This window comes from Eggerthella sp., from assembly GCF_048329335.1.
GTDB lineage: Bacteria > Actinomycetota > Coriobacteriia > Coriobacteriales > Eggerthellaceae > Eggerthella > Eggerthella lenta.
Genome location: NZ_DBFEGU010000461.1, coordinates 1 through 5,407, shown reverse-complemented (window position 1 = coordinate 5,407; position 5,407 = coordinate 1). Strand labels below are relative to the sequence as shown.

Annotated in this window: 5 protein-coding genes and 1 pseudogene; 4 read left to right on the top strand and 2 right to left on the bottom strand. The window is 60.5% G+C overall.

Annotated features, from left to right (window positions below):
- Nucleotides 1-68 precede the first annotated feature (68 nt).
- A complete protein-coding gene (locus ACMO6A_RS14220; RefSeq protein WP_009304191.1) occupies nt 69-524 on the bottom strand; it encodes a GNAT family N-acetyltransferase in 456 nt (151 codons plus the stop codon).
- A gap of 206 nt (nt 525-730) precedes the next feature.
- Here ACMO6A_RS14220 and argS point away from each other — a divergent pair, with 206 nt between their 5' ends.
- The 4 genes from argS to ACMO6A_RS14200 all read left to right on the top strand — a co-directional run bounded on the left by argS (nt 731) and on the right by ACMO6A_RS14200 (nt 4,348).
- Nucleotides 731-2,458, top strand: a complete 1,728-nt coding sequence (gene argS / locus ACMO6A_RS14215; RefSeq protein ID WP_009608287.1) for an arginine--tRNA ligase — start codon at nt 731-733, stop codon at nt 2,456-2,458.
- A 233-nt stretch (nt 2,459-2,691) separates the two neighbouring features.
- Nucleotides 2,692-3,276 carry a hypothetical protein gene (locus tag ACMO6A_RS14210; RefSeq protein WP_009304193.1) on the top strand — a complete coding sequence of 195 codons (585 nt, stop codon included), beginning with the start codon at nt 2,692-2,694 and terminating at the stop codon, nt 3,274-3,276.
- A gap of 429 nt (nt 3,277-3,705) precedes the next feature.
- Entirely contained in the window at nt 3,706-4,011 is a 306-nt protein-coding gene (locus tag ACMO6A_RS14205; RefSeq protein ID WP_009304194.1) for a DUF2089 family protein, read from the top strand.
- Between the two features lies 1 nt (nt 4,012).
- Nucleotides 4,013-4,348, top strand: coding sequence for a hypothetical protein (locus tag ACMO6A_RS14200; protein ID WP_009304195.1), 336 nt, complete (start codon nt 4,013-4,015; stop codon nt 4,346-4,348).
- A 41-nt stretch (nt 4,349-4,389) separates the two neighbouring features.
- Here ACMO6A_RS14200 and ACMO6A_RS14195 read toward each other — a convergent pair.
- A pseudogene (locus ACMO6A_RS14195) lies at nt 4,390-5,407 on the bottom strand (sodium:proton exchanger); the annotation flags it as partial.

Sequence of the window (5,407 nt, the reverse complement as noted above, 5' to 3'; positions counted from 1 at the left end):
GGCAGGGGGACGGGGCTAATGTCTCATTCCTTGTCGATACGGATGCGGTATGCTTGCGGAATGAGACATTAGCCCCGTCCCCCTGCCTCACCCAGGAGCTTCTCCATCCAGATGTGCTCGACGTGCTCGTCCAGCTCGACGGGGCCGTACTGCGCGTAGCCCATACGCTCGTAGAACGGCGTGACGCGGCATTGGGCGTGCAGGTGCATTTCGGTCGCGCCGGCCTCGCGCGCCAGGCGCTCGGACTCGGCCAGCAGCGCGGCCCCGAAGCCGCCGCGGCGCGCCTCGGGAAGCACGGCCAGGCGGCCGAACACCCAGCGACCCGGCTGATCGGGGCGGTCGGGATCGGGGAAGGTGCGTGCGCAGCCGACAAGGGCGTTTGCGTCGTAAAGCGTTACGTGGATGGTGCGCGGATCGTCGTCGATGTCGTCGAACTCGTCCTGGAAACCCTGTTCCTCCATGAACACGCGTGTGCGTACGATGCGCGCGTCATCGAAGTTCCCATGCTCGAATCGCAATTCCATGCCGGTCCTTTCTCTCGTCGGTTGCTGGGTCACTGTACCATATGTGCGCAACGAAACGGAGATTATCCGAGGTCGTGTGTATGTTTTCTGCATAACGGGCGTTCGAGTGAAACGCGTGGGGGCTGCGTGCCCCAAACGCTCGGGAACATGGTAGAATCGTGAGACGTGTAAACGAAAGACCCATCCGCTAAGGAAAGATGCGTACCATGCAAATTCGCGAACAACTTGAACAGCTGATCGACGCGGCCGTCGCGGCCGCGTGCGAGGACGGAACGCTCACGCTCGAGCAGGCTCCCGAGGCGGCTCTCGAGCGCCCGCGCGACGAGAGCAACGGCGACTGGGCGTCCACCGTCGCCATGCGTTCGGCAAAGCTTGCCAAGAAGAACCCTCGCGAGATCGCTCAGATCATCGTCGACCACCTGCCCGAGAACGACATGATCGCTTCCGTCGACATCGCCGGCCCCGGCTTCATCAACATTCGTCTGGCGAACGCCGTCCTGCAGGGCGTTGTGGCGGCGGCTCGCGCCGAGAAGGACGACTTCGGCAAGGGCGAGATTCCCGAGGGCGAGCGCAAGATCAACCTGGAGTACATCTCGGCGAACCCCACCGGCCCCTTGCACGTGGGCCATGGCCGCTGGGCCGCGCTGGGCGATGCCACGGCGCGCGTCATGCGCCATGCGGGCTACGACGTGTTCGAAGAGTTCTACATCAACGATGCCGGCACGCAGATGGACAACTTCGGCGAGTCGGTGGCCGTGCGCTACCAGCAGCTGCTGGGCCGCGACGTGGAGATGCCCGAGGCGTGCTATGCAGGCTCTTACGTGAAGGATATCGCGCAGACCATCATCGATGAGGACGGCGACAAGTGGCTCGATGCCGACCCGAAGGAGCGCATGGAGAACTTCCGCGAGCGCGCCTATGCCTACGAGTTGGCCGAGCAGCACCGCGTCACCGAGCGGTTCGGCACCACCTTCGGATGCTGGTTCTCCGAGCGCTCGCTGTACGTGCCCGATGAGGACGGCTTGAGCGCGGTGGACCGCAGCCTCAAGGCCATGGACGAGAAGGGCTACATCTACGTCGAGGACGGCGCCACCTGGTTCAGGTCCAGCGCGTTCGACGACGAGAAGGATCGCGTGCTCATCAAGGCCAACGGCGAGATGACGTACTTCATGAGCGACGTGGCGTACCACTACAACAAGATGGAGCGCGGCTTCGACCACCTCATCAACATCTGGGGCGCCGACCACCACGGCTACATCGCCCGCTGCGAGGCCATGCTGGCCGCGTGGGGCTGGCCCGGCGCGCTCGAGATCATGCTCGGCCAGCTGGTGAACCTGTTCCGCGACGGCGAGGCCGTGCGCATGTCGAAGCGCACGGGCGAGATGATCACGTTCGAGGAGCTCATCGACGAGGTGGGCGTGGACGCCACCCGCTACCTCATGCTGGCGAAGTCCTCCGACCAGCCCATCGACTTCGACATCGAGGTGGCGAAGAAGAAGGACGCGTCGAACCCGGTGTACTACGTGCAGTACGCGCACGCGCGCATCTGCTCGATCCTGCGCAAGGCGGCCGACCCGGCCGATGCCGAAGCGGCCGCGAACGGCGACATGTCGATGGACGATTTGGCCTCGAAGGTGATCCCGGCGAACGTGGACCTCTCGCCGCTCACGCACGAGTCCGAGCTGGCGCTGATGCGCAAGATGGACGACTTCGGCCCGCTCGTGGCTCAGGCGGCTCGCGACCGCGCGGCGTTCCGTTTGACGCACTACGCTCAGGATCTGGCCTCGCTGTTCCATTCGTTCTACACGAACTGCCACGTCATCGGCGAGGAGGAGGCTGTGACGAACGCGCGTCTTGCCCTCGTGGACGCCACGCGCATCGTGCTGGCCAAGACGCTGGACCTGCTGGGCGTTTCCGCTCCGGCCAAGATGTAGGTTTCGTTCGAAGGAAGGCCGCCCGATGGGCGGCCTTTTTTATACGTTGTCCTCCAGGTCGACCTGCATCAGGGCGACATTCTCGCGCAGGCGCTTGTACGAGGTTCGGCACAGGTCGCCTTCTGAAAAATTTAGGATAACCGTATAGCGTCCTTCGCTGTATGCGATTGCTTCTGGTGTACAATCATTGTTGCCATATGTTGATAGTTTGCAATGCTATGAAGGAGGAGGTTGTGAGCGATGACGGCAATGGAATTGTTGACGATCCCCGGTCTGGACAACAGCAAAAAGCTAGAGAACGTCCGAAAGGACTCGATGGAGAAAGCCGTCTCGAACTTGGCCAGGATGAAAAGGGCTCGAATATCGGCAAGCAAGAAGCGCTTGATAAGCGTTCGGAAGAGCTCCTAGCCGCTGTTGACATTCTCGACGCTGCTTCAGAAGATGAACTCGAATCAGCTGGGATTATTTTGAGTTCCGAAAGCAAGTCTGTGTCGTTTTCGGGTCTATTGCCCCATCCGGATGTTCATAAGCTGTATGATCCTGAGACACGTGAGCGAATATGCAGATGGAATGACGCTTTTACCATTGACGAGTCGAAAAGGCAGGATAGGCTTGTTGACAATGAAATAGAGCAGGCAAAAAGAGGCCCGATCCTATCAATGATAATGCTCACTATATTTTCGTTGCTGGCGTTTGTTTCGTTCTTAGTAACGCGTGAAACGGCATCGTTCTGGTTTTTGGCGGTACCGGTTGTTTCCGTCATTGGAAACTTGATCGTTCCCGTGTTTTCGAAAAGCAGTAGAGGCAGACGGCGATAAAGCATTGGGAAGGCCACCCGATGACTTGGCCTCAAAAGCTGGACGGTGAATAGCCTAATCTAGACGACGCGAATGGGCTGGCATCGGAATCTTCCGGTGTCGGCCCATTCGGCCTTTCTTGGCGGCAGCGCTTGTTTCGATAGACGTGTTTTTCGGAGAACTGTCGCTCGATCTTGTCGGATTCTCTCGGTCTCCGCGTGGCTCGCGGCGCATGAAGCCCAGAACGAACCTGTGCCGCCAATGGTTTAACAACGGACGTTTAGGGTATGGTCACAATTGATACCTCAAACAATGATCGAAACATCCGTTTTCCGTGTCGAGCACACTGAAGATATGGGGTGATTCGATTAGCGGATGGCGATAGCTCTCATTACTTGACTTTAGTTTTATTAAAGAGTATCTTTAATAAAACTAAAGGAGGTGTGCACGTTGAGCATTGAAGTGGTTCCCGAATGGATGGTCGATCTCGACGACGAGGATGTCGCGTTCGTCAAGCGGTTCTTACTTGCGTCCGGTTCCTTGAAAGAGGTCGCGCGTCAGTACGGAGTCACCTATCCAACGGTCCGACTGCGGCTCGACCGGCTCATCCAGAAGATCAGGATAGGGGAGGATCGCGAGACCGATCCGTACATCGCCCTGATCAAGCGGCTCGCAGTGAACGAGCGCATCGACTTCGACGCCGCCAAAGTGCTCATATCCGAATATCGCAAGGTTCGCCACTTTGAAGGAGGATGACATGCTTTTCGGACCTGCTGCCTTCGTCATGCTGCTCGCCGCTGTCGCGCTGTTCGCCGGATTGGTGGCGCTTCAGTTCGCGGCCTCGAGGGCGAGAAACGCGATTGCGGGCTTGGTGCTGCCGATAGCGTCCCTCGTGGCCGCCATCGGCTTCTCCGCCCCGAACTTCATCGAGGCGTTTCGCGTCATGTTCTCTGCGGGAGCCTTTTTCGCCTCCGTTCTCGCCCTTGCCCTGTACTGCCTTCCTGCGGTCGTCTTCACGCTGGTGTATGTGCGCCAGCGCCGCAAGATGGAGATGTCGCGGCAGCTCAACAAGATGAACGTGCAGGATCTGTAGTCTGCCGTCTCTCGCTCGGGACGACGGACGGAGGCCGCATCCTATACGTTGTCCTCCAGGTCGACCTGCATCAGGGCGACGTTCTCGCGCAGGCGCTTGTACGAGGATCGGCACAGGTCGCCGTCTTCGTAGCGCGCTTGGATCTGCTCGAGCTCGAGGCGCAAGCCGTAGCGTTCGATGTCTTGGGCCTTGCTTGCCGTGTTCGTGAGGGCGGTGATGGACGGGTTGGCATTGCGCAAGGCCGTGATGGAACGCTGGTATTCCAGCAAGAGCGTGCTGACGTCCTCGGCCGGTTCGTCCGATTCGGGGGAGGCCAGCTTCTGCTGCAGGCGCTCCACCACGTGCTCGGCGCATTGCATCTGCAGATCGCGGATGGCCTGCACGCGTTCCGTGACGTTGATGCCGGGCAGTCCGGCGACGATGCGGTGCCATCCCGAGCGCGCTATGGCTCGCAGGCGCAGCATGAAGTTCTGAGCCGACCAGCGGCCTCGATGATGCTTCAGCATATTCTCGATGCGGGCGAGGCGGCTGAGGTACTGGTAGCCGATGATGGGGTAGATCTCCTCGTCGTCGATGAGCTTGAGCGTGAGCTCCTGCTCCCAGCGCACCGCCTGCAGGCGCAGGGCCGTGTTCGGCTCGTCCTCGATGTCGTTGCGGCTTTTGATGCGCGCGATGCGGTCGTTGTAGGAGCGGATCACCATCTGCGTGGCCGCACGGTTCTCGGCGGTCTGGCGCGCGGCCAAATCCTCGATGACGGTGCGCAGTATCTCGATGCTCACCTCGGTCTCGTCGCAGCGCAGGTCCTCGTCGGTGGGCGGCTTCTTCGGCGCCAGCAGGGGCACGACGAACGTGGCCAGAAGCAGGGTTACTACGATCACGCCGCAGGCCATGAATATCATGAGGTCGCGCTGCGGCACCGCGTAGGATATGGTGAACGCCACGGCCAGCGTGATGGCTCCTTTCGGGCCGCCCAGGGTCATGACGGCAGCCGTGCGCACGTTCTCCAACCCGAACGGGCGATCTGCGCGTTCGGCGCGGCTGTGCACCCATTCCATGGCC

Coding starts and splice junctions, on each gene's coding strand:
- ACMO6A_RS14220 (WP_009304191.1), bottom strand. CDS start 524: ATGGAATTGCGATTCGAGCATGGGAACTTCGATGACGCGCGCATCGTA.
- argS (WP_009608287.1), top strand. CDS start 731: ATGCAAATTCGCGAACAACTTGAACAGCTGATCGACGCGGCCGTCGCG.
- ACMO6A_RS14200 (WP_009304195.1), top strand. CDS start 4,013: ATGCTTTTCGGACCTGCTGCCTTCGTCATGCTGCTCGCCGCTGTCGCG.